Source organism: Nonomuraea endophytica, from assembly GCF_014203235.1.
GTDB classification, from domain to species: Bacteria; Actinomycetota; Actinomycetes; order Streptosporangiales; family Streptosporangiaceae; genus Nonomuraea; species Nonomuraea endophytica.
Map to the genome: position 1 here is coordinate 94,146 of NZ_JACHIN010000002.1, position 20,559 is coordinate 114,704.

Sequence of the window (20,559 nt, forward strand, 5' to 3'; positions counted from 1 at the left end):
TCACCTCTCCTCACTCACTCCGCGGCCGCCCTCGTTCCTCGGGCGTCCACTCCGCTCGCTGCGTCGGGTTCGCTCCCACCAATCTCTGAACGACTCTTCGGGAATGTCCGGCAGGTCTCTGGTGTCGGTCCAGGCCGAGAGGGGGCCGGGGAGGCGCTTGGGGACCAGCTTGCGGAAGCGGGTGGCGAGGCGCTGGGCCTTGGCCAGCCGTACCTCGTTGTTGAGCACCCAGCCCGCGACCTTCATGCCCGCGCGTTCCACCCGGCCGTGCGGGACCTTGGCGCGCAGGTCGACCAGCACCTCCGGGATGTCGATCGCGACCGGGCAGGCGTCGAAGCAGGCGCCGCACAGCGACGAGGCGTAGGGCAGCGAGGCGTCCAGTTCGGTGTCGAAGCCGCGTAGCAGCGGGGTCAGGATGGCGCCGATCGGGCCCGGGTAGACCGAGCCGTAGGCGTGGCCACCGGTGCGTTCGTAGACGGGGCAGACGTTGAGGCAGGCCGAGCAGCGGATGCAGCGCAGCGCCTGGCGACCGACCTCGTCGGCGAGCACGCCGGTGCGGCCGTTGTCGAGGAGCACCAGGTGGAAGTCCTGGCCTTCGGCGGAGCCGGTCCAGGTGCTGGTGTAGGGGTTCATGCGCTCGGCGGTGGAGCTGCGCGGCAGCAGCTGGAGGAAGACCTCCAGGTCGCGCCAGGTGGGCAGCAGCTTCTCGATGCCGACCACGCTGATCAGCGTCTCGGGCAGGGTCAGGCACATGCGGCCGTTGCCCTCGGACTCCAGCACGACCAGCGTGCCGGTCTCGGCGATCATGAAGTTGCCGCCGGAGACGGCGACCTTGCTGGCCAGGAAGCGTTCGCGCAGGTGAAGCCGGGCGGCGTCGGCGAGCGCGGGCGGGTCGTCGGTCAGGTCCGGCGGCGCGGGGCGGCCCCATTCGGCCATCTTGCCGAGGAAGATCTCGCGGATCTCCGAGCGGTTGCGGTGGATCGCCGGGACCAGGAAGTGCGACGGGAAGTCCTCGCCGAGCTGCACGATCAGCTCGGCCAGGTCGGTCTCGTACGCGGTGATGCCCTCGGCGGCCAGATGCTCGTTGAGCCCGATCTCCTGGGTGGCCATCGACTTGACCTTCACCACCTCGCGCTCGCCGGTGGCCTTGACCAGGTCGGTGACGATGCGGTTGGCCTCGGCGGCGTCGCGCGCCCAGTGGACCGTGCCCCCGGCGCGGGTGACCGCCTCCTCCATCTGCAGCAGGTAGCGGTCGAGGTGGCGCAGGGTGTGGTCCTTGATCGCTTTCCCGGCCGCGCGCAGCTCCATCCAGTCCGGCAGTTCCTCGACCGCCTTCACGCGCTTGCCGCGGATGGTGTGCGTGGCCTTGCGCAGGTTGTAGCGAAGCTGACTGTCCTGTACGGCTACCGCCGCGTTGGCCGGAAAGCCGCCGGGCATGCCGAGGAAGGTGCCGCTCATCGTTCCTCCGTCGCTGCCAGGATCTCGGCCAGGTGCATGATCCGCACCCCGGTCCGCTGGCGCTTCATGGTGCCGCCGATGTGCATGAGGCAGGAGTTGTCGGCCGCGCAGAGCACTTCGGCGCCGGTGTCGAGCACGTTGCGTACCTTGTCGGCGCACATGGCGGCGGAGACGGCCGGGTTCTTGACCGCGAACGTGCCGCCGAAGCCGCAGCACTCGTCGGCGCCGCCCAGCGGGATGAGTTCGAGGCCGCGGACGTTGCGCAGGAGGCGGGTGGGGCGCTCGCCCAGGTGGAGGCTGCGGAGCGAGTGACACGTCGGGTGATATGTCACCCGGTGCGGGAAATATGCGCCTACGTCGTCGATTTTGAGGACGTCGAGGAGGAACTCCGACAGGTCATAGACCTTCGGGGCCACTTCGGCCACGGCCGCGGCTCCCCTGCTGCCGGGCTGTACCAGCTTGGGGTACTGCTCGCGCACCATCGCCGCGCAGGAGCCCGACGGCGCGACGATCGCGTCGTACCCGGCGAAGACCTCGGTGAAGTGGCGCGCCAGCCGTACCCCCTCATCGCGATAACCGGTGTTGACGTGCATCTGCCCGCAGCAGGTCTGGGCGGCGGGGAAGTCGACATCGCAGCCCAGCCGGCGCAGCAGCGACACCACCGCCTTGCCGGTGCCGGGGAAGAGCGTGTCGTTGACGCACGTGATGAACAGGGCGACCCGCACGGCACTCCTTCCTCTCTATGGTCTGACCACTGTATGGTCAGACCATAGAACGCGACAAGAGGGGTGCCCGTGACCGACACCGGATGGCGGCCCGTGAAACGGACCCGCGCGTTCGAGGACGTGCTGGCCCAGATCGAGCGCCGCATCGTGGAGGACGGGCTGACCGTCGGCGACCGGCTGCCCGGCGAACGCCAGCTGGCCGAGCAGCTCCAGGTCGGACGCTCGTCGGTGCGCGAGGCGCTGCGCGTGCTGGAGACGCTGGGCGTGGTCTCCTCCCAGGCCGGGCGGGGTCCGGACGCCGGCGCCGTGCTCACCTCCCGGCCCGACAGCGCGCTGACCGACCTGCTCAGGCTCCACCTCGGCCTGGCCAGCCTGGAGCTGCGCGAGGTGATCGACACCCGGCTCATGATCGAACGCTGGGCCGCCGCCGGCGCCGCCACCGCCCGCGCCGGCACCACCGCCCTCGTCGCCGCGCTGGAGGGGATGGAGCGGGCTCGGACGGCGGAGGAGTTCGTGGAGCACGACACGGCCTTCCACTGCGCCATCGCCGACGCCTCGGGGAACCGGCTGATCGCCGCGATCATGCGCTCACTGCGGGAGTCGGTGCGGCGGTACGCGATCGAGGCGGTCGAGCAGCTGGGCGACACCCGCGTGCTGCAGGACGGCCACCGGCGCATCCTCGCCGCGATCGACGCCGGATCGCCCGAGGAGGCGGCGCGCGCGGTCACCGACCACCTGGCCGACGCCTACCCCACCCTCTTCCCCCGCCCCTAACCGCCTCCCCCACTCCCAGCCGCCTCCCCCACCCCTCGCCGCCTCCCCCACCCCTCGCCGTCTCCCCTGCCTGAGCCGCCTTCCTCGGTCCTAGCCGCCGAAGGCGGCCTTGGTGTCTCTGGCCCACGACTCGAAGGAGCGCGATGGGCGGCCCAGAACGTCCTGGACCGCCGTGGTCACCACCGCGTTGCCCTCCGCCGCGATGAACGCCCAGCCCTTGGCCGCCGCCTTCGCGTAGGCCGGGTCGGGGATCTGGGCGGCGGCCTGCTCGATCGGCACGTTCACCGTCTCCACGCGCCGCCCGATCGCCCGCCCGATCAGTCCGGCCTGGTCGGGGGTGCTGAGCAGGTCGGGCCCTGTGACCTCGTAGATCCGGCCGTGGTGTCCGGAGCCGGTGAGCGCCGCCACGGCCACCGCCGCGATGTCGCGCGGGTCGACGATGCCCTGGCGGCCGTCGCCGGTCATGTTGGGGATCGGCTGCCCGGCCTTGACCGTCTCCGCCCAGCCCAGGGCGTTCGTGGCGAACATCGAGGGCCGGACGATCGTCCACTCCAACCCGGATCCGGTGACGGCGCGCTCGCCGGCCCCGTGCATGCCGCCGACGTCCTCGGGGTCCTCGCTCTCGCCCGCCCCGATGGCCGAGATCTTCACGATCTTCCGCACCCCCGCCCTGGCCGCCACGTCCACGAACGCGCGGTCGTGCGCGGCGATCTCGGCCCCGAACGGCGTCAGCAGCAGCGCCGCCGACACCTCCGTCACGGCCGCCTCCAGCGACCGCACGTCCCCGAAGTCCCCGTGTACGGCGGGCCCGGCCACCTTGCCGGGATCGCGGGTCATCGCCCTGGCCGGGACGCCGGCCTCGGCCAGGAGCCGGGTCACTTCACTGCCGATGGTGCCCGTGGCACCGGTGATCAGAATCATGCCGTCCACGCTGCCAGCGGCGCCCCGGCGGCCTATAGGAAGAATCGGCACGGCCTTGGGGTTGGCCACGGTCATGAGAACCCTGGAGGCCGAGGTGCTGACCCGGCCGGCGTACACCGATCACGAGGTGCACGTGCGCGCCCCGGACACCGCCGCCGTGCTCGCCTTCCGCAGCGGCAGGGACGGGACCGGACTGGTGGTGCTCGGGCCCAGGACCCGGGCGTCCTATCTCGCCCCGGGCGACGTTCCGCGCTGTGTGACGATCCGGCTGCGCCCCGGGACGGCCAGGGCTGCGCTCGGGGTGACGATGCGCGCGCTGGTGGACCAGACGGTGCTGCTCAGAGACCTGTGGGGAGCCTCGGCCGACACCCTCCTGAACCGGCTGGCCACCCGTGACGACGCCGAAGTGGCCCACCGCCTGGCCGGAGCGCTGGAGGAGCGGGTTCGGGCCGGATCGGCGGCCGACGCCGCCCGCGCCGATCTGGTGGACGCCGCCGCGGGACTCCTCACCGGTGCGGGCCGGGTGCCCGAGGTGGCCCGCGAACTGGGCGTCTCGGAACGGCACCTGCGCAACCTCTTCCACGACGCCGCCGGCATGTCACCCAAGCGCTACGCCCGCATCCACCGGGTACGCAGCGTGCTGGCCGGGGCCGGCGAGGAGCCATGGGCGGAGCTGGCCGCGGAGACCGGCTTCTACGACCAGTCGCACCTGTCGGCCGACTTCCGCGCGCTCATGGGCACGCCGCCGGGCGCCTTCCGCGCCGGCCGCCTGCCCGCCCCGATCCCGTGCGGCTGGTCACTCCTCTAAAACCCGGTCACTCCTGGAAAACCTGGGCTTTCCTGGAGAACTGGTCACTCCTGGAAAACCTGGGCACTCCTGGAGAACTGGTCACTCCTGCAGGTCGGCGACGCGGCACGAGGCTCCGGCGCAGCCGCGCATGGCCGTCAGCCGCGCCTGCAACCCCAGCACCAGCCCCAGGGGCGCGGTCCCGGCGAGGTTGTTCAGCTGGTCGGGGTCCTGGTTGAGGTCGTAGAGCTGGGTCTCGCCGGTCTGGTACTGGACGTAGGTGTAGTCCTTGGTACGCAGCGCCGCGTAGTCGGGCACCGGCGTCTGCTTGGCCGACATCTGGTTGAGCGGCCGGTTGAACTCCACGAGCACGTTCTTCCGCCACGGCCGCGGCGCCTGCCCGCGCAGGAACGGCAGCAGCGAGCGCCCCTCGGCGAAGGCGGGGGTGGCGGCCCCGCCGAGCTGGGCGAAGGTGGGGGCCAGGTCCACGGTCGCGGTCAGGTCCTGGACAGTCGCCCCCATCGGCACTCCCGGCCCGCGCACCACGAGCGGCACCCGGATCGCCTCCTCGAACGGCGTGGTCTTGCCCTGCTTCATGCGGTGGGTGCCGAGGTGGAAGCCGTTGTCGGAGGCGAAGAAGATGTAGGTGTCGGCGAGATTGCCGGTCTCCTGCAGCGTGGTCATGAGCGAGCCGACCAGGTCGTCGACGCCGAGCATGGCGCGCAGCCTGGCCCGGTAGCGCTCGTCTACGCGCTCGATGGCCCGCTGGCCGAGCTTCGGCATCGAGCGGAGCCAGACGGGCTCGTTGCTCACGTCCTCCTGGTTGAAGTTCTTGGTCCTGGGCGCCTGCGCGTCGGGGAAGGCTCCGGCGTGCCGTACCGCGGGATTGGCGGGGTTGTGGGGGGCGACCGGGGCCAGGTAGAGGAAGAACGGGCGCTGGCCGGAGGTGTGGACGAAGTCGCGCACCTTGGTCGCGAGCACGTCGGAGAGGTAGTCCTCCTCGGCCCATCCGTAGTCGACGAGGGTGCCGTTCTCGTTGAGGCGGTAGCCGTACTCCTCGTAGAGGTTGCGGACGGGCACGCGCCAGTCGTCCCAGCCGGGCGGCACGTAGGTGGGCGCGGCGGACTCGCCCGGGTAGTGGTTGAGGAATTTGCCCATGAGGGCGGTGCGGTATCCGGCGGACTGCATCCACGTTCCGATAGTGGAACGTTCCAGGCCTGAACGGTAGAACTTGTCGAATCCGCCTTCCGGCGCCGTGTTGGTCAGAACGCCGTGGCTGTGGACGTACTGGGATCTCAGGATCGAGCTGCGCGAGGGGCAGCACCAGGAGTTGGTCACGAAGAAGCGGTCGAACGAGGTGCCCTGGCTCACCAGCTGGCGGGTGATGTTCGGAAAGTACTGCAGCGTGCCCGACTCCAGGTCGTCGACCAGGACGAGCACGATGTTCGGCTTGGGCGCCCCCACCGCTCCCGAGGCGAGCGTCGTACCCATCGCGGCAGGTAGGAGCAGCAACAGGAAGGCGAGACGACAGAAACCCTTAACCACAGAACAGACTTCCCCGAAAGATGGTGCATTGACACCCAACGGCGTGCGCAGCACTAATAGAACTTAATTCGGAGGTGTCACATGAAGCTCGGGCTGAACCTCGGCTACTGGCAGCGCAACGCCGACGACGCGACCGACGCGGTCCTCGCGGCCGAGCGGCTCGGCTACGACTCGGTATGGACGGCCGAGGCCTACGGCAGCGACGCCTTCACCCCTTTGGCGTGGTACGGCGCACGCACCAGCCGCATCAAGCTGGGCACCTCTGTGGTCCAGCTGTCGGCCAGGACGCCCGTGGCCACGGCGATGACCGCGATGACCCTCGACCATCTGACGGGCGGCCGCCTGCTGCTGGGCGTCGGCGCCTCCGGCCCGCAGGTCGTCGAGGGCTGGTACGGCCGGCCGTTCGCCAAACCCCTGGCCAGAACCCGCGAGTACGTGGACATCATGCGCCAGGTCTGGCGACGTGAGGCCCCCGTCACCAGCGACGGCCCGCACTACCCCCTCCCCCTGCCCGGCGAGCTCGGCAAGCCCCTCAAGCTCATCACCCACCCCTTGCGCCCCGACATCCCCGTCTACCTCGGCGCGGAAGGCCCCAAGAACGTCGCCCTGGCCGCCGAGATCGGGCAGGGCTGGCTCCCGCTGTTCGCCTTCCCCTCCAAGATCGAGGAGATGTACGGCGCCGCCCTGGCCGACCGGGGCCCCGACTTCGAGATCGCCGCCATGGTGATGGTCGTCATCTCCGACGACGTCCGATCCGCGCTGGACGGCGTGAAGATGATGCTCACCCTGTACATCGGCGGCATGGGCGCCAAACACCGCAACTTCCACGCCGACATCATCGGCCGCATGGGCTACGCGGAGGCCGCCGAGCACATCCAGGCGTTGTATCTCGCCGGCCGCAGGGACGAGGCGTTCAAGGCGATCCCGGACGAGCTGGCCGACGGCATCTCGCTGGTCGGGCCGCCCGGCCGGATCAAGGAGCGGCTGGAGCTGTGGCACAAGTCCCCGGTGACCAGCCTGCTGGTGATGGGCCCGCGTGACGAGGACTCCCTGCGCACGGTCCGCGACCTGGTCCTTTCCTGACCTTCCAGGCGTCAGGCCAGGAAGGCGCGCAGCACGGCGATCAGCACGGCCGGGTTGTCCTCCTGAACGAGGTGGCCCGCGTCCGGCACGACCGCGAGCTCCCAGTTCGGGAGGCGATCGGCCAGGTGTTCTGCGACGGCCTGGGTGAGCACCCTGCTGCGGCCGCCGCGGACCAGCAGCACCGGCACCCCGGCCAGCTGGGCGGGCAGTCTTTCGATGGCCGCGAGGATGGCGGGGAAGTCAGGGGGACGCAGATCACCCTTGGGCGCCCAGTCCCCGCCGGGCCCACGGCGGAACAGGGTGCCCATCCGGTGGGCGACACCCGCGCGGTCGGCGCGCGGGTTGACGCGCAGCGCGGCCTCCACCACCGTCTCCAGGTCCGCCACCGGGCCCAGTCCGAACATGAAGGCCCGCACCTCGCTGGTGCTCTCGAAGTCCACGCCTGGCGCGACGTCGACGAGCGCCAGCCGGTCCACCAGATCGGGCCGCGATTCGGCCAGCCGGGCCCCGACCACGCCGCCGAGTGACATGCCGGCCAGCCGTACCCGGTCGAGGCCGAGGTGTTCGGCCGCGGCGGCGACGTCGGCGGCGTGGGTGTCGATGCGGTAGTCGTCGGACCAGTCGCTGTCGCCGTGCCCGCGCAGGTCGAGCGCGATCAGCCGGGCGTCGCCGCGCAGGCCGAGACTGACGAAGTCCCAGGTACGCGCGGTCAGCCCGCCGCCGTGCAGCAGGATCACCGGAGCGCCGGTCCCGCCCCAGTCGAGCCCATGCAACCGGCAGCCCTCGCGGGAGAAAAGGATCTCGCGCGGTGGCGCCGGATCGTGGATCGCCACCCCGAGGGCCGCGGCCAGCTCAATCGTGGTTCGCACGATGCCTCCTTACCTTGGGGCCTCAAGGTAAGAGAATTACCTTGGCCCGTCAAGGTAGAGTGGGCATGTGACCGGCCGAGTACGACGCAAACCCGACGACGCCAAGCGGATGATCCTTGAAGCGGCGAGCAGGCTGCTCACGGCGGGCGGTCCCGCCGCCGTGCAGGTACGCGCCGTCGCCGCCGAGGTCGGGATGACCGACGCCGCGATCAACCACCACTTCGGCACCCGCGATCGACTCCTGGAGTCCCTGCTGCGGTTCGGCGGCTCCAAGCTGAAGGCCGAACTACGCGCCGTCCTGGAGACCTGGGCCGACGGCCCGGTCGACCCCGCCGAGCTGGTCCACACCCTCTACGCGCTCTACAGCGGCGGTTACGCCGCACTGGCGATCGCGCTGCACCAGTCCGGCTGGCGCGACCCCGGCAGCGGGATGCTCGACGAGGTGGTGGACAGCCTGCACGCCCAGGCCCGCCCGCACTGCGAGAGCACCGGAAGAACCCCGCCGTCGCGCGAGGCGATCCAGCTCACGATGGCCGGACTGCACCAGGCCGTCGCGCTGGAACCGCTGTTCGGCGGCGAGTTCCGCAGAAGCGTCGGGCTGGACGAGGACGCCAGGGACCGCACGCTCGACTGGTGGATCACCCTCCTGCGCGCGACCCTCGCAGGGGGCCCGCGTCCCGACTAGGGAAGCGGGCGGGCGCCGCGGAGGAACTGTTCGACCGCGGTCTCCACGAGTCCGTCGAGGAGTTCCGGAGGGACGAGTTTGCCGTTGATGAGCGCGGCGATGCCCTGGAGGGTCGCGAACAGGACGATCCCGATCCTCGCGGTGTCGCCCTCCTGGAGCTTGCACTCCGCCTGCCCCTGAAGGATCAGTTCGATCATCAGCCCGAAGGGGGCCTCGGCCGCCTCGGCGATCTGCTTCGCGTCCGGCCGGTGCTTGCTGGTGTACATCAGTTCGAGCAGCGCGGCGTTGTCGGTGGCGAAGCGGGTGTACGCCGTCATCGTGGCCCGCACGCGGGAGGCGAAGTCCTCGCCCGCGCCCGCCATCGCGGTGCGCAGCGTGCTGTCCAGGCGGGCGAATCCGGCCACCGCGAGCGCGTCGAGCAGCGCCTGGCGGTTCGGGAAGTGCCGGCGCGGGGCGGCGTGGCTGACGCCGATCTCCCTGGCCAGATCACGCAGCGCCAGCTGATCGGCGCCCTGCTCCCGCAGAACGCGTTCGGCCGCGTCGAGCAGGGCGACGCGGAGGTTTCCGTGGTGGTAGGGGCGCTCCTCGGTCACTTCTGGCACGGGTCGAGGTTAGCACGATGTCCCCGTTGACAACATTGTTGTCGGTGCCTACTTTGTAGTCCATGACAACATTCTCTGCTTCCGACGTCCCGTCCATGGCGGGGCGTACCGTCGTCGTCACCGGCGCGAACAGCGGGATCGGCCGTGCCGCGGCGCACGTGCTCGCCGCCAAGGACGCGCGGGTCGTGCTCGCCGTGCGCGACGTCGGCAAGGGCCGGGCGGCCGCCGCCGGGATGTCCGGCCGCGTCGAGGTCCGGCGGCTCGACCTCGCCGACCTCGCCTCGGTGCGCGCGTTCGCCGAGGACTTCACCGAGCCGGTCGACGTGCTGATCAACAACGCGGGCGTCATGATCCCGCCGTTCTCGCGTACGGCCGACGGGTTCGAGCTCCAGTTCGGGACCAACCACCTGGGGCACTTCGCCCTGACGAACCTGCTGCTGCCGCGGATCAGGGAACGGGTCGTCACCGTCTCGTCCAGCGGGCACCGGATGGGCTCGATCAACTTCGACGACCTCGGCTGGGAGCGCAGGCCGTACCGGGCGATGGGGGCTTACGCGCAGTCCAAGCTCGCCAACCTGCTGTTCACCTCGGAGCTCCAGCGACGGCTCAGCGAGGCCGGCTCAACGGTGATCGCGACCGCCGCGCACCCCGGGACGTCGGCCACGAACCTGCTGCGGTTCGACGGCCGTAACCGCGTGCGCTATCTCGCGGCGAGGGCGGCGATCGGCCTGCTCGCGCAGAGCGACGACGACGGCGCCCTCCCGACGCTGTACGCGGCCGTGAAGGACATCCCGGGCAACAGCTACGCGGGCCCGCGCGGCTTCCTGGAGACACGCGGCGCACCCAAGCTGGTGGGCCGCTCGGCGAGAGCGCGCGACGCCGAAGCGGCACGGCGCCTGTGGGAGGTCTCCGAAGAACTGACGGAGGTCACCTTTCCCCGGCACTCTCTCCAAGCGGCCTGAGCCGCACCTAGTCCTTGAGCTTGGTCGTGACCAGGGCCGGGTCCGGAGCCTTGACGGAGACCTTCTTGCCCCAGCCGGTGAAGGTGCTGACGGCGGTGAACGTCTCATCCTCCAGACCGGGGAAGCTGACCACGGCCGCGGCGGCGTAGGTGCTGGTCACCTTGGTCACCAGGCCGGACGGGGCGACGTTGATCGTGTACTCGACGGGAGTGGTGTCGCGCCGGGCGAGGATCGTGCTGGCGAACCAGGGCGAGATCTTGTGCAGCTCCTTGAGCGTGACCTTCCCGGTGTACGCGTTGCCGCTGCGCTTGGCCCGCTTGACCAGTGCCGACAGGGTGCCGAGCTCGGCCGGGTTGATCACCTGGCCGAAGAAGCCGTAGCCGCCGGCCCCCATCAGCACGTTCTTGGTCTTGAACCAGGTCTTGCCCTTGGGCATGTCCTCGGCCCAGCCGCCGCCGTTGAGGTAGAGATCCTTGCCCATGCCGATCACGCGCTCCGGCTTGCGCGAGTCGGTCATCTCGATCGTCGGGCTGACGATCCTGCTGGTGATGTCGTACGCGGCGAAGCCCTTCTTGCCGAACGCGAAAACGCCTTTGCGCTTGACCAGGTCGACGCTGCCTCCGTCGGCCGACATCATCGTGATGTCGCTGAAGCGCACCCCCGCACCGGGCTTCATCAGGCTCTTCAGGACACCTACGGGGTCCTTCGGCGCGGCCTGGGCGGGGAGAGCGCCGGCGACCAGCGCGCCGGCGGCCGCGATGGCCGCGATCATCTTCTTCATGGGGGCGGATCCTGACAGACCCAGATCACCAGGAGATCACTCGCGTAAGGTCAGGACGTGGACAGTTCTCTCTTCGTCCTCGTCGAGGACCTGCGCGGCGAAGGCGTCGACAAGGTGCTCGACCGGGTGCTGGGGTACGGCGTGGCCGGGGTCACCGTCGGCGCCGTCCATCACGGTTCCCGCGACGTCACCCCGCACGGGCCGTCCAAGCTGACCCTGCGGCACGACGGTGCCCACTTCCCCGTGCCGGAGGACCTGTTCGCCGGGCTGCGCCTGGTGCCGCCGACCGGCTACACCGACGCCTTCGACGGTCTGCTCGCGGCCTGCCGTACACGCGGACTGAAGTTGCACGGACGGGTGGTGTTCCTGCGCAACGGCACGCTCGGCGCCCGGCACCCCGACGTGACCGTGCTCAACTGCTTCGGCGATCGCGGCTACCTGACCGACCTGTGCCCGGCTCATCCAGACGTGCGGCAGTATGCGGTGGCGCTGGCCCGGTCCGTCGCCAGGCTCGGGGTGGACAGCGTCGTGGCCGAGGGGCTGCATTACCGGCCGTTGAAGGCCGAGCGATCGTTCGTGCCGCTGGGGCCGATGGACGCGTACCTGATGGCGCTGTGCTTCTGCGACCACTGTGTGGCACGGGCGTCCGGCCTCGGCGTCGACGCCCGCGCGGCGCGCGAGGAGTGCGCGCGGATCGTCGGCGGCGTGCTCGACGGCGACCCGCCCGCCGAGGGCGAGGTGACCCGCGCCGCCCTGAACGCCTACGCCGGACCCGACGTCGTCGCCTACGCCCGCGCCCGCACCGAGACCATCACCTCGCTGGTCGCCGACGTGAAGGACGCGGTGGCCTGCGAACTCGTCTTCGTCGACCCGACCGGCGCCGTGAAGGGCTACCGCGACGGCCTCCCGTCTCCGGCCCTGGCCGCGCACGACGCCTGGCTCCTCGGCGTCGACCCGGCCGCGCTGGCCGACCTCGTCTCCTCCTTCGCCGTCCTCGCCTACGCGCGCGACGCCGCCCGGGTGGCCGACGACGTGCGCGCGTACCTGCGCTCGGTCGGCAAGCATCGAGAGGTACGCGTGGTGCTGCGCCCGGGCTACCCCGACAACGACTCGGCCGACCGCCTGACCGCCAAGGTGCGCGGAGCCCGGGCGGCCGGCGCCCACGCCGTCGACTTCTACGCCTACGGCCTGGCCAGCCACCGTGTGCTCGACCGCATCCCCCACGCGCTCTGTCCTACCTCACGGGAATGATGAGGCCATGTCCGAGGCGAGCATCCAGATCGTCCCCTACGACCCGGCCTGGCCGGAACGCGCCGCCACCGCGATGCGGGAGCTGCGGGAGGCGTTGCCCGGCGCGTTCGCGGACATCGAGCACATCGGCTCGACCGCGGTCCCGAACCTGGCGGCCAAGCCGATCATCGACCTGATGGCAGCGGCGGCGGACCTCGCGCTGGTCGAACGGCGTGAGGTGGCGCTCACCGGCCTCGGCTATGAGCGGCACTTCAACGACATGTCCGACCGGCTCCTGTACGTGCGCGCGAGGGGCGGCGTCCGCGCTTACCAGCTGCACGTGGTCACGCTCGTCAGCTGGCCGACGCGCAACCAGCGCTTCTTCCGCGACTACCTGCGCGAACACCCCGAGGACGCGGCCCGCTACGCCGAGCTCAAGCAGACGCTCGCCGCCACCGGGATCGCGCCCGGCGACTACGCCCGCGCGAAGACCGAGCTCATCCAGGAGCTGACCGACCGGGCCCGGCGGGAACGGGGCCTGCCGTCGGTTCCGGTCTGGGAGAAGTGAGCTACCTCTCCGCCGCCGCGACCAGCCCGGTGATCAGCATGTCGAGGGCCGCCTCGAAGTCCTTCTCCCGGTCGGTGTCCGGCACCAGGGCCAGCAGGCGGCTGAAGTGGGGTAGCTGGGCCGGGTCCACGCGGCGCAGGTAGCCGTCGAGCTGCTGCCTGTCGATGTCGCCGTAGAAGTCGTCGCTGGTGAACCCAGCCGTGGTCAGCATCAGCGAGCCGAAGATCAGGCTGTTGACGGCGGCCATCGCCCGCCGTACCCCCGCGTCGTCGAAGCCCGCCTGGAACAGCGCGCCCACCAGGTCGTCCAACGGGCGCAGGGCGGCGAGGGTCCTGGGGTTGGCCTGGTCGGTGGCGAGGGCCATCGGGACCACGGGGTGGCGGGCGAAGGCACGGTAGGTGCCGAGAGCCATCGCGCGGACCTGCCCGTGCCACGGGAGCGCGGGGTCGGGGCGGTCGATCTGGCTGAAGACCCGCTCGGCGATGCCGTCCAGGATGTCGGCCTTGTTGGAGACGTGCCGGTAGAGGGACATCGCCTCGACTCCCAGCTTCTTGGCCAGGCGGCGCATGGTCAGCCCGTCCAGGCCCTCTTCGGCGGCCAGGGCCAGTGCCGCGTCCAGCACTTTGTCCCGGCTCAGTGGCTCGCGCCGTGACACCTCACGCTCCTTTCGGCTTGACGAGCTTACAGCGTATGCATCATCGTTTACTGCGTAAGCTTACGTCGTAAGCAAGGAGGGGTTCCGTGTTTGACGTCATCGTTGTGGGCGGCGGGCCGGTAGGGCTGCTGCTGGCCGGGGAGCTGCGGCTCGCGGGGGTCGAGCCGCTGGTCCTGGAGGCGGCCGCCGGGACCGAACGCAGACGGCGGAGCCTCGGGCTGCGCTCGGTGAACGCGCGCAGCACCCAGACACTCGCCCTGCGCGGCCTGGACGAACCGCTGGCCCAGGCCCAGGAGGCGCAGTTCAAGGAACTGACCGACTCCGGCTCCGCCGACCTGGTCGCCTTCCTCGCCCGCGCGGTCCGCGACGGGCAGATACGCGGTCACTTCGCCGGGCTGCCGCTGCTGACCGAGGCTCCGGGCAAGGCCGACTACTTCCTGCTCAAACAGCACCTCCTGGAGCAGGTGCTGGCCGACTGGGCCATCGGGCTCGGCGCCGAGATCCGGCACGATCGCCAGGTCACCGACATCTCCGACGCCGGGGACCACGTCCTCCTCACGCTGGCCGGAGGCCGCACGCTCGAAGCCCGCTACGTCGTCGGTTGTGACGGTGGCCGGAGCACGGTGCGCAAGCGCGCGGGGTTCGCCTTCCCCGGCACACCACCCACCATGACCGGCCGCACGGCGGTCGCCACGCTCGCCGACCCCACCCTCGTCGCCTCCGACCTGCGCGGCCCCGGCGGCCTGGTCAACCTCTCGCTCGTACCCGGGGAGATCGCCACCATCGAGTACGACGGCGGGCCGGAAGAACGCGACGAACCCATGACCGCCGAAGAACTCCAGGCCAGCATCCGGCGCGTCAGCGGCGTCGAGGTGAAGGTGAGCGATCTTGAGGTCGGGATCCGCTACAGCGACAACACACGGCTGGCCGAGCCGTACCGCAAGGGCCGGATTCTGCTGGCCGGTGACGCCGCGCACGTGCACTCGCCGATCGGCGGCCAGGGGCTCAACCTCGGCATCCAGGACGCGGCCAACCTCGGATGGAAGCTCGCCCTCGTCGTGAAGGGGCAGGCGGACGAGGACCTGCTCGACACCTACACCGCGGAACGGCGACCGGTGGCCGAACGGGTGCTGCGCAACACCCGCGCCCAGGTCGCGCTCATGCGGCCGGGCGCCCAGGTGGACGCGCTCCGCGAGGTGCTGGCGGAAACGCTGGAACTGCCGGACGCCAAGCGGCACTTCATCGCCATGGCCAACGGCGCCGACATCGACTACGCGCCGCACTCCGCGCATCCGATGGTCGGCAGGTTCCTGCCCGACGTGGAACTCCACGACGGCCGCGGCCTGCTGATCGGCCTGAACACCAACACCGATGATCGGGTACGGCATGCCGGGAAGCCCGCACCCGACGGGCTCACCGCCGCACTGGTCCGGCCGGACGGCTACGTGGCCTGGGCCACCTCGTCGGGCGACGTCACCGGCCTGACGGACGCGCTCACCCACTGGTTCGGCCGACTATCGTCGGGCTAGATCGAGAACAACCGTATACAGACAAGGAAACCGTATGACCACCGCGCTCATCGTCGGCGACCTGCAGGCGGGCATCGTGGACAACTATCCCTTCGCCGCCGGCGTGATGCCCGTCGTGGAAAAGGTCGTCGCCGCGGCCAGAGCCGCCGGAATCCCGGTGATCTTCATCCGGTTCGGGCTGCGGGCCTCCGGCCTTGACGTGTCAGCCGGGAACCAGGTGATCAGCGGCCTGCACGGGGCCGGGACACGATTCCACGCAGAGTCGCCCGAGACGCACGTGCACCCGCGCATCGAGCCGCTGCCCGGCGAAGCCGTCGTGCTCAAGCACCGCGCCAGCGCGTTCGCGGCGACCGACCTCGACCTGATCCTGCGCGCCCAGGGCGTCGACTCGATCGTGCTGACCGGGGTGGCCACCGGGGCGATGGTCGCCGCCACGTTCTACGACGCCGCCGACCGCGACTACCGCCTCACCGTGATCAGCGACGGCTGCGCCGACGGGGAGGCGGACGTGCACGACTTCCTGGTCGGCCGCGTCTTCCCGGCCAGGGGCGCCGACGTGCTCACCGGCGAGGAGTGGATCGCCCGCCAGTAACCAGACTGGGTGGCAACAGCCGTTCAACAGCTCAAGCAGAGGACTGTCCGCGGGCGGCGAGCTCTTCGGCCAGTTCCATGCAGCGCAAGCGGGCCGGGGAGAAGTCGTAGGGCATCTTGCCGGTGGCTTCGAACACGCTCATGGACTCTTGCCCCGCCTCATCAGCGGTGGCGGGGTGCAAGGCGTCCCAGGAGTCGAAGAGCGCGTCGTCGCTCGCCGCCAGGCCGGAGTCCTCGATGACGGCTTGCAGGGCCTCTTCGAAGGCGTGCCGCTCGGCGGCCACCCGGGCCACGCGGGGGTCATCGACGGCGATCGAGTCATCGAGTGCTTCCTCGGCGGCATCGACACGGTCGGAGTCCTCCCGCAGATCCGGGTGGGTGGCCAGGGCGATGAAACGGGTGGCCTGGACGGCCGCGCCGAGTGGACCGAAGATCCGCTCGGTGACCAGCAGGGTGTCCAGGTCCGCCTGGCGCAGGGAGCCCTCGGGCAGGCTCTTGAGGCGGCTGGTGACGAAGTCGGAGAGCAGACCCATCCTGCTGCCCTCGGTACGCATGCGCCGCACGGCGGTCCGTTGCCGCCGTAGTTCCGCCTCCCGGGCGAGGAGGGTCTCCTCCAGCCGTTCCAGGATGCCCGCGATGCCGTCTTCGCTGCCGGCGCCGGCGGAAGCCGTGTCGGCGTCACGGATGTCGTCCAGGGCGACCCCGGCATCGGCCATCTTGCGGATCCACAGCAGCCGGATCATGTCTTCGTAGCCGTAGCGGCGGCGATCGTCGCCGCCCCGCACGGGCTCGGGGAGCAGGCCGATCTCGTGGTAATGACGGATCGCCCGCGGTGTGGTGCCGGCGAAGGCCGCCGCGTCACCGATCTTGACCTGGCGCGGCGGGACGAAGGACGAGTACATGAGCAGGGCCTTCCTCAGCGGGGCGGGACGTAAGTCCACCCGACCACATACCGCTACGGAACGTGCAACCCGCGCGGCATCCATGCCAGCTGCGTCGGGCCCGCCCTCCGCCAGGACAACCGCGGGCCGGGTCACAGCCACCGAAGTAGCCCTGCGACCTGGACCGCTGCGCGAGGAGTATGACCTGTCTTCACATACCCGAAGCGGCCGGTGCCTTGGCCAGCCCACACACCCAACCGCCTCACCCGGGCTTGCCCCTCAACAGAACGCCCGAGCGGAGCGAGGACCAAGTCCTTGTGGGGGTGTGGGGGGCGCTGAGCCCCCCACGTGTCACAGCCCGGAGCCTCCCCTTGCGCGAAGCGCCTTCTGAGATGAGCGGAGGCCCGAGTTAGTCGGGGCGGGGAGCCGGGTCGGCAGTGACCGCGCGTAGCAGTGGCCTGCTCAACGCTCCTGCCCCGATCACCCCGCCGAAGCCCAGCCCCACACAGACCGCCAGTGTGATCAGGCCGTTCACGCTCACCGAGCCCAGCATGAACGGCATCGCGCAGAACGCGCCCACCGCGATCGCGCCGCCGCCCATCACCGTCAGCGGGATCAACGTCTCCGCTCGCCGCGCCTGGTCGAGGACTGACAGCGGCGTCCCGGCCAGCCGCAGCAGCGCGTACGTCTGCCGACGGTCCAGCACCGACGACGCGGCCGTGATGCCTGAGCTGGCGATCGCCACCAGGAACGACACCGACAACACCACTACCGTCCCGGCCCCCACGTCGGCGAGCATCTGCATGCCGAATCGCTGGTCGTCGGACTCGGTGGTCGGGGTCCGGCCGGGGGTCAGGCCGTCCAGGGCCGTTCTGGCCCGGTCGATGACGCCGGCGTCCGCTGTGGAGCCGAGGGCGGCTACGACTACCTTCTTCTCGGCCTTCACCGTGGCTTGCACGCCTGCCTTCGACAGCCGTTCCTTGGCCTGGGTCACCGCGTCCTGCGCCGACCCCGACAACACCGTGACACGCAACTGCGCCGGCCCCGGGTCGGACGAGAAGGCCGACGGGCTCAGCAGCCCCAGGAAGCCTGCCACGAACCCGGTCAGCGCCACCCCGCTGACCGTGCGCCAGGCCGAGCGCGGGTCGTCCACGAGCCGCCGCCCGGCCAGCAGCCGCGCGGGACGGCGGGCGGATCCGGCCGTGATCCGGCCGATCAGCGCCACCACCCATGGCCCGACCAGGTTGATGCACAGGAACGCCAGCCCGATCACCACCGCGATCACGCCCACGCTGGTGCTCCGGCTCAGCATGGGAACGGCCGCCAGCACCGCGATCAACGCCAGCACGCGGAAGAACCGCAGCCCCGGCGGGGTCTCCCGCTTGGCCACCCCCAACGGGCTGACGACGACCCGGCGCAGTCCCGCCACCGCCGACATGCCGACGAGCAACGGCACCGCCACCAGCGTCGCGGCCAGGACGAGGGGGCTGGGCCACAGGTCGGACAGGTACCAGACGCCGCCGCCTATCTGAATGCGCGACAGCAGGGGTACGGCCACGCCGTACAGGATGGCGCCCGTCAGCGCACCGGCGAGGGCGACGATGACCGCCTCGGCCACGGTCATGCCGGCGACCTGGCCTGGGGTGGCGCCGATGAGCCGGAGCGAGGCGAGGCGCTGGTCGCGGCGGGCGACCGTGAGACGGGCCGCCGCGCCCCCGAACACGAGCAGCGGCACGATCATGAGCACGGTCGCGATCAGCGCCAGCACCTGGTACGCCTCGGCCTCCTCCGACGCCACCCCCGCGAAGGAAGCGATCTTGGTGGGTGGCGAGCCCACGATCCAGTCGTCGCTGCGCGGCGCGGTCATGGCGGCGGCGTCGGGACGGTGCCCGATGACGGCGACCAGCTCGTTGGGATGGACGAGCCCCTCGTCGCCGATCTGACCGGCGACCTTGGGATAACGACCTGCCAACTGGTCGGCAGGCAGTTCCTTGGCCAGGGCGGCCAGCGCCGGCGACAACCACACCTCCCCAGGCGCGGGAAAACGCGGCAACCCAGGCGGCGCAGGCACCACCCCAGCAGGCGCCACCCCAGCAGGCGCCACCCCAGCTGGCGCCACCCCAGCTGGCGTAACCCCGGCCGGTGCCACCCCAGCGGGCGCCACTCCGGCAGCCGCTTTTTCGGGGGGCAGGGCGGCCAGGTCGATGACGGTGATCTGGCGGTCGCGGACGTAGTCGTTGCGCTGGGCCTCGATCGCCACCGCCCCGGTCTGGGCGGGGACGGGGTTGCGCCAGGCGCCGCGGTCGGCGCGGGCGTCGAAGGCGAAGTTGGCGGAGACGGCGAACAGCAGCAGCGCGGTCGAGATGGCCACGGCGCCGAAGGTGAGCCAGGTGCCGAGCATGCCGCGGCGGCCACCGCCACGCAGCAGCCGCCAGCTGAGCGCGAGTGTGGTCTTCACCCGTGCGCTCCCCGAAGTGCCAGGATGTGGCCGTCGCGGACCTCGACCGTGCGGTCGCAGGCGGCGGCCACGTTGGGGTCGTGGGTGACGACGATAAGCGAGGCGTCGTTGTGCTTGGTGGCCTGGACGAGCAGGCGCATGGTGTCGTGGCCGGTGTTCTGGTCGAGCGCGCCGGTGGGCTCGTCGGCGAAGACGACGGCGGGCTTGGTGACCAGCGCGCGGGCGATCGCGACGCGTTGGGCCTGGCCGCCGGACAGTTCGCCGGGCCGCCGGGTCTCCATGCCCTGCAGGCCGAGGGGTCCGAACCACTCGCGGGCCTGCCGTACGGCCTGGAGGCGGGCTACGCCGCCCAGCATGAGCGGGAGCGCGACGTTCTCCTCGGCGGGCAGTTCGGGCAGAAGCTGCCCGAACTGGAAGACGAACCCGAAGCGGGTACGGCGCAGCGCGCTCCGCTGTCGTTCGCCCATGGCGTCGATGCGCTGGCCGAGCAGGTGCACCTCGCCGGAGTCCGGTTTCATGATCCCGGCCAGGCAGTGGAGCAGGGTCGACTTGCCGGAGCCGCTCGGCCCCATGATCGCCACAGCCTCGCCGGCCCGTACCGCTATGTCCACGCCGCCCAGCGCGACCGTCTGGCCGAATCGTTTGGCCAGCGCCCTTCCTGCAAGCACCTCGTTCATGAGGAAAAGCTTGTCGATCGACCGGGGGGCGGCGGATCGGCCGAGCGTCCGGTTGCTCCTCGGCCGAACGGCTGATTCTAGAGTTGGGGCCGTGACTATTCGCGTACTCATCGCCGACGACCAGGAGCTCGTGCGCACGGGCTTCCAGATGATCCTCGACGCCCAGCCGGACATGGACGTGGTGGCGGCGGTGGCCGACGGGGCCGACGCGGTCGCCGAAGCCCGGCGGCTGCGTCCCGACGTGTGCCTGCTCGACATCCGCATGCCGAAGCTGGACGGGCTGGAGGTGACCAGGGCGCTGGCGGGCCCGGGGGTGGAGAACCCGATGCGGGTGGTGATCGTGACCACGTTCGACCTGGACGAGTACGTCTACGGCGCGCTGCGCGCGGGCGCGACCGGTTTCCTGCTGAAGGACAGCGGCCCGACGCTGCTCATCGAGGCCATCAGGGCGGCGGCGACGGGCGACGCTTTGGTGTCGCCTTCGGTGACGGTCCGGCTGCTGCAGCACCTGGCCCAGCCCAGGCGGAGCGCCGCCCAGCCCGACGAGGCGCTGACCGAGCGCGAACTCGACGTGGTACGCCTGGTGGCCAGGGGCAGGACGAACCAGGAGGTGGCCGGTGAGCTGTTCGTCTCGCTGTCCACGGTAAAGACGCATCTCGGGAGCATCCAGTCGAAACTGGGTGCCAGGAACCGGGTGGAGATCGCCGCATGGGCGTGGGAATCCGGTGTGGTGAGCTGATTAATTCCGGGGCCCGCGGGATACAAGTTAGGAGAGAAC

General features: G+C 70.8%; 21 protein-coding genes. 10 read left to right on the top strand and 11 right to left on the bottom strand.

Translation table 11 applies throughout. The features are described from left to right. Both HNR40_RS08480 and HNR40_RS08485 read right to left on the bottom strand, forming a co-directional pair. Positions 1-1,458 (bottom strand): lactate utilization protein B, encoded by a 1,458-nt coding sequence (locus HNR40_RS08480; RefSeq protein WP_184959684.1) that lies wholly within the window; start codon positions 1,456-1,458, stop codon positions 1-3. Next, positions 1,455-2,183 (bottom strand): (Fe-S)-binding protein, encoded by a 729-nt coding sequence (locus HNR40_RS08485; RefSeq protein WP_184959685.1) that lies wholly within the window; start codon positions 2,181-2,183, stop codon positions 1,455-1,457. The genes HNR40_RS08480 and HNR40_RS08485 overlap by 4 nt, the downstream gene beginning before the upstream one ends. A 69-nt stretch (positions 2,184-2,252) precedes the next feature. Between HNR40_RS08485 and HNR40_RS08490 the strand changes: the two genes are divergently transcribed. Continuing rightward, positions 2,253-2,957, top strand: a complete 705-nt coding sequence (locus tag HNR40_RS08490; RefSeq protein ID WP_184959686.1) for a FadR/GntR family transcriptional regulator — start codon at positions 2,253-2,255, stop codon at positions 2,955-2,957. Positions 2,958-3,047: 90 nt separating this feature from the next. On the opposite strand, the gene HNR40_RS08495 is transcribed toward HNR40_RS08490, so the two are convergent. Further along, on the bottom strand, positions 3,048-3,878 hold the full coding sequence (locus HNR40_RS08495) for an NAD(P)H-binding protein (RefSeq protein ID WP_184959687.1): 831 nt from the start codon (positions 3,876-3,878) through the stop codon (positions 3,048-3,050). A gap of 73 nt (positions 3,879-3,951) precedes the next feature. Between HNR40_RS08495 and HNR40_RS08500 the strand changes: the two genes are divergently transcribed. Further along, entirely contained in the window at positions 3,952-4,686 is a 735-nt protein-coding gene (locus tag HNR40_RS08500) for a helix-turn-helix domain-containing protein (protein ID WP_221340174.1), read from the top strand. 81 nt (positions 4,687-4,767) lie between these two features. On the opposite strand, the gene HNR40_RS08505 is transcribed toward HNR40_RS08500, so the two are convergent. After that, positions 4,768-6,156, bottom strand: coding sequence for a sulfatase family protein (locus HNR40_RS08505; RefSeq protein WP_184959688.1), 1,389 nt, complete (start codon positions 6,154-6,156; stop codon positions 4,768-4,770). Positions 6,157-6,291: 135 nt separating this feature from the next. Here HNR40_RS08505 and HNR40_RS08510 point away from each other — a divergent pair, with 135 nt between their 5' ends. Then, positions 6,292-7,293, top strand: a complete 1,002-nt coding sequence (locus HNR40_RS08510; RefSeq protein ID WP_184959689.1) for an LLM class F420-dependent oxidoreductase — start codon at positions 6,292-6,294, stop codon at positions 7,291-7,293. An 11-nt stretch (positions 7,294-7,304) separates the two neighbouring features. Here the strand turns inward: HNR40_RS08510 and HNR40_RS08515 are convergent, their stop codons facing one another. Further along, complete coding sequence (locus HNR40_RS08515; protein ID WP_184959690.1) at positions 7,305-8,162, bottom strand: alpha/beta fold hydrolase; 858 nt, start codon at positions 8,160-8,162, stop codon at positions 7,305-7,307. 67 nt (positions 8,163-8,229) lie between these two features. On the opposite strand from HNR40_RS08515, the gene HNR40_RS08520 reads away from it, so the two are divergent. After that, positions 8,230-8,847 (top strand): TetR family transcriptional regulator, encoded by a 618-nt coding sequence (locus tag HNR40_RS08520; protein WP_184959691.1) that lies wholly within the window; start codon positions 8,230-8,232, stop codon positions 8,845-8,847. On the opposite strand, the gene HNR40_RS08525 is transcribed toward HNR40_RS08520, so the two are convergent. After that, positions 8,844-9,449 (bottom strand): TetR/AcrR family transcriptional regulator, encoded by a 606-nt coding sequence (locus tag HNR40_RS08525; RefSeq protein ID WP_184959692.1) that lies wholly within the window; start codon positions 9,447-9,449, stop codon positions 8,844-8,846. The two genes, HNR40_RS08520 and HNR40_RS08525, sit on opposite strands and share 4 nt — an antisense overlap. Positions 9,450-9,511: 62 nt before the next feature. Between HNR40_RS08525 and HNR40_RS08530 the strand changes: the two genes are divergently transcribed. Then, positions 9,512-10,411, top strand: coding sequence for an oxidoreductase (locus HNR40_RS08530; protein ID WP_184959693.1), 900 nt, complete (start codon positions 9,512-9,514; stop codon positions 10,409-10,411). 7 nt (positions 10,412-10,418) lie between these two features. On the opposite strand, the gene HNR40_RS08535 is transcribed toward HNR40_RS08530, so the two are convergent. Further along, on the bottom strand, positions 10,419-11,192 hold the full coding sequence (locus HNR40_RS08535; RefSeq protein WP_184959694.1) for a hypothetical protein: 774 nt from the start codon (positions 11,190-11,192) through the stop codon (positions 10,419-10,421). 57 nt (positions 11,193-11,249) lie between these two features. Here HNR40_RS08535 and HNR40_RS08540 point away from each other — a divergent pair, with 57 nt between their 5' ends. Both HNR40_RS08540 and HNR40_RS08545 read left to right on the top strand, forming a co-directional pair. Next, entirely contained in the window at positions 11,250-12,443 is a 1,194-nt protein-coding gene (locus tag HNR40_RS08540) for a hypothetical protein (RefSeq protein ID WP_184959695.1), read from the top strand. 7 nt (positions 12,444-12,450) lie between these two features. Continuing rightward, positions 12,451-12,990, top strand: coding sequence for a GrpB family protein (locus HNR40_RS08545; RefSeq protein ID WP_184959696.1), 540 nt, complete (start codon positions 12,451-12,453; stop codon positions 12,988-12,990). 1 nt (position 12,991) lies between these two features. Here HNR40_RS08545 and HNR40_RS08550 read toward each other — a convergent pair whose 3' ends face one another. Beyond that, positions 12,992-13,645, bottom strand: a complete 654-nt coding sequence (locus HNR40_RS08550; RefSeq protein ID WP_184959697.1) for a TetR family transcriptional regulator — start codon at positions 13,643-13,645, stop codon at positions 12,992-12,994. Positions 13,646-13,731: 86 nt separating this feature from the next. Between HNR40_RS08550 and HNR40_RS08555 the strand changes: the two genes are divergently transcribed. Together HNR40_RS08555 and HNR40_RS08560 are read left to right on the top strand one after the other, a co-directional pair. Then, positions 13,732-15,174 carry an FAD-dependent monooxygenase gene (locus HNR40_RS08555; RefSeq protein ID WP_184959698.1) on the top strand — a complete coding sequence of 481 codons (1,443 nt, stop codon included), beginning with the start codon at positions 13,732-13,734 and terminating at the stop codon, positions 15,172-15,174. 34 nt (positions 15,175-15,208) lie between these two features. Beyond that, positions 15,209-15,766, top strand: coding sequence for a cysteine hydrolase family protein (locus tag HNR40_RS08560; protein WP_184959699.1), 558 nt, complete (start codon positions 15,209-15,211; stop codon positions 15,764-15,766). A gap of 31 nt (positions 15,767-15,797) precedes the next feature. Here the strand turns inward: HNR40_RS08560 and HNR40_RS08565 are convergent, their stop codons facing one another. The 3 genes from HNR40_RS08565 to HNR40_RS08575 all read right to left on the bottom strand — a co-directional run bounded on the left by HNR40_RS08565 (position 15,798) and on the right by HNR40_RS08575 (position 19,781). Then, positions 15,798-16,667 carry a MerR family transcriptional regulator gene (locus tag HNR40_RS08565; protein ID WP_184960487.1) on the bottom strand — a complete coding sequence of 290 codons (870 nt, stop codon included), beginning with the start codon at positions 16,665-16,667 and terminating at the stop codon, positions 15,798-15,800. A gap of 388 nt (positions 16,668-17,055) precedes the next feature. Then, positions 17,056-19,104: an ABC transporter permease family protein gene (locus tag HNR40_RS08570; protein WP_312896243.1), complete on the bottom strand. Its 2,049-nt coding sequence runs from the start codon at positions 19,102-19,104 to the stop codon at positions 17,056-17,058. Then, positions 19,101-19,781: an ABC transporter ATP-binding protein gene (locus HNR40_RS08575; protein ID WP_184959700.1), complete on the bottom strand. Its 681-nt coding sequence runs from the start codon at positions 19,779-19,781 to the stop codon at positions 19,101-19,103. Before HNR40_RS08575 ends, HNR40_RS08570 begins: the two co-directional genes overlap by 4 nt. A 91-nt stretch (positions 19,782-19,872) precedes the next feature. Here HNR40_RS08575 and HNR40_RS08580 point away from each other — a divergent pair, with 91 nt between their 5' ends. After that, positions 19,873-20,520 carry a response regulator gene (locus HNR40_RS08580; protein ID WP_312896244.1) on the top strand — a complete coding sequence of 216 codons (648 nt, stop codon included), beginning with the start codon at positions 19,873-19,875 and terminating at the stop codon, positions 20,518-20,520. Positions 20,521-20,559: the final 39 nt, after the last annotated feature.

Coding starts and splice junctions, on each gene's coding strand:
- HNR40_RS08565 (WP_184960487.1), bottom strand. CDS start 16,667: ATGTACTCGTCCTTCGTCCCGCCGCGCCAGGTCAAGATCGGTGACGCG.
- HNR40_RS08545 (WP_184959696.1), top strand. CDS start 12,451: ATGTCCGAGGCGAGCATCCAGATCGTCCCCTACGACCCGGCCTGGCCG.
- HNR40_RS08560 (WP_184959699.1), top strand. CDS start 15,209: ATGACCACCGCGCTCATCGTCGGCGACCTGCAGGCGGGCATCGTGGAC.
- HNR40_RS08505 (WP_184959688.1), bottom strand. CDS start 6,156: ATGGGTACGACGCTCGCCTCGGGAGCGGTGGGGGCGCCCAAGCCGAAC.
- HNR40_RS08500 (WP_221340174.1), top strand. CDS start 3,952: ATGAGAACCCTGGAGGCCGAGGTGCTGACCCGGCCGGCGTACACCGAT.
- HNR40_RS08480 (WP_184959684.1), bottom strand. CDS start 1,458: ATGAGCGGCACCTTCCTCGGCATGCCCGGCGGCTTTCCGGCCAACGCG.
- HNR40_RS08575 (WP_184959700.1), bottom strand. CDS start 19,781: ATGAACGAGGTGCTTGCAGGAAGGGCGCTGGCCAAACGATTCGGCCAG.
- HNR40_RS08535 (WP_184959694.1), bottom strand. CDS start 11,192: ATGAAGAAGATGATCGCGGCCATCGCGGCCGCCGGCGCGCTGGTCGCC.
- HNR40_RS08495 (WP_184959687.1), bottom strand. CDS start 3,878: ATGATTCTGATCACCGGTGCCACGGGCACCATCGGCAGTGAAGTGACC.
- HNR40_RS08530 (WP_184959693.1), top strand. CDS start 9,512: ATGACAACATTCTCTGCTTCCGACGTCCCGTCCATGGCGGGGCGTACC.
- HNR40_RS08510 (WP_184959689.1), top strand. CDS start 6,292: ATGAAGCTCGGGCTGAACCTCGGCTACTGGCAGCGCAACGCCGACGAC.